The organism is Streptomyces sp. NPDC050549, from assembly GCF_040655035.1.
In the GTDB taxonomy this organism is placed as follows: Bacteria; Actinomycetota; Actinomycetes; order Streptomycetales; family Streptomycetaceae; genus Streptomyces.
The window spans coordinates 1-1,446 of sequence record NZ_JBFAJD010000120.1; the positions used below are offsets into that span (position 1 = coordinate 1).

At 66.6% G+C, this 1,446-nt stretch carries 1 protein-coding gene; it reads left to right on the plus strand.

Annotated features, from left to right (window positions below; genetic code table 11):
- The first annotated feature begins 227 nt into the window (after positions 1–227).
- A complete protein-coding gene (locus AB0I51_RS48395; RefSeq protein ID WP_362985925.1) occupies positions 228–1,424 on the plus strand; it encodes an IS110 family transposase in 1,197 nt (398 codons plus the stop codon).
- Positions 1,425–1,446 lie beyond the last annotated feature (22 nt).

Consider the following 1,446-nt stretch of genomic DNA (forward strand, 5'->3'; position numbering starts at 1 on the left):
GTCCTACCTTTCAAGGGTGGTTGCTCTGGTCATTCGTAAGATCGGAGGGCCCAGGGGTTCTGGGTATGGCTGTCATGGCGGCGCCGTTGGCAAGGCTCAAAGGACTTGGCCGCCCGGAACCCCGCGACGACTCGACCGCCAATTGGGAGATGCGACCCGATCGCTGCTGTAGGACAACGTCGGCGAGGTCGTCTGCGGGTGACTTGTGAGACGGCAGGCTGACGGAGGTGACCGTGCCCGAGATCTGGGCCGGAGTGGACATCGGCAAGGAACATCACCACTGTGTGGTGATCAACGCGGACGGTGATCGGCTGCTGTCGCGCCGGGTCCTCAACGACGAGAGCGAGTTGCTCCAGCTCATCGGCGACGTCCTGGCGATATCCACCGACGTGCTGTGGGCCGTCGACCTCAACCACGGTGGCGCCGCCTTGCTGATCGGCATGCTCCTCAGCCACGACCAGCCCATGGCCTATCTGACCGGCCTGGCAGTTCACCGCGCCTCGGCCACCTACAAGGGCGAAGGCAAGACGGACGCGAAGGACGCCTTCGTCATCGCCGACCAAGCACGCGTCCGTCGCGACCTCGGCCTGCTGCGGCCCGGCGACGAGATCGCCGTGGACCTGCGCACGCTGACCAACCGGCGCCTGGACGTGGTCTTCGACCGCACCCGGCAGATCAACCGGCTCCGTGCCCAACTCCTTGAGATATTCCCCGCGTTGGAGCGATCCCTGGAACTGGTCAACAAGGGGCCGGTCATGCTGCTGACCGGCTACCAGACCCCGGCCGCGATCCGTCGCGCCGGCGTCAGGCGCATCGAGACCTGGCTGAAGAACCGCAAGGTCCGCAGCGCCGCCGCACTTGCGAAGACGGCCGTAGAGGCTGCCCAGGCCCAGCAGACGGCACTGCCCGGCGAGAAGCTGGCTGCCGCCATGGTGGTCCGCCTCGCGAAAGGGGTGATGGCCCTCGATGAGGAGATCGCCGAGCTCGATGCCCTGATAGAGGCCCGGTTTCGCGAGCATCCTCACGCCGAGGTGATCCGCAGCCTGCCCGGCATGGGGGCCAAGCTCGGCGCCGAGTTCATCGCCGCGACCGGCGGCGACATGGACGCCTTTGGTAGCGCCGACCGCCTGGCCGGCTTCGCCGGTCTTGCCCCACGGCCTCGCGACTCGGGCCGCGTCAGCGGCAACCTGCGCAGGCCTCGGCGATACCACCGCGGACTGCTGCGGTCGATGTACCTGTCGGCGATGGTCAGTATCACGACGTGTCCCGCCTCCAAGGCGTACTACCAGCGGAAGAGGAGCGAGGGGAAGGGCCACAAGCAGGCCCTGCTCGCTCTCGCTCGCCGAAGGCTCAACGTCTTGTGGGCGATGCTTCGTGACGGACAGTGCTATCAAGGTTCACCTCCCGTCACGGCTGCGGCTTGACATCACGATTGGGAAGTCCTTT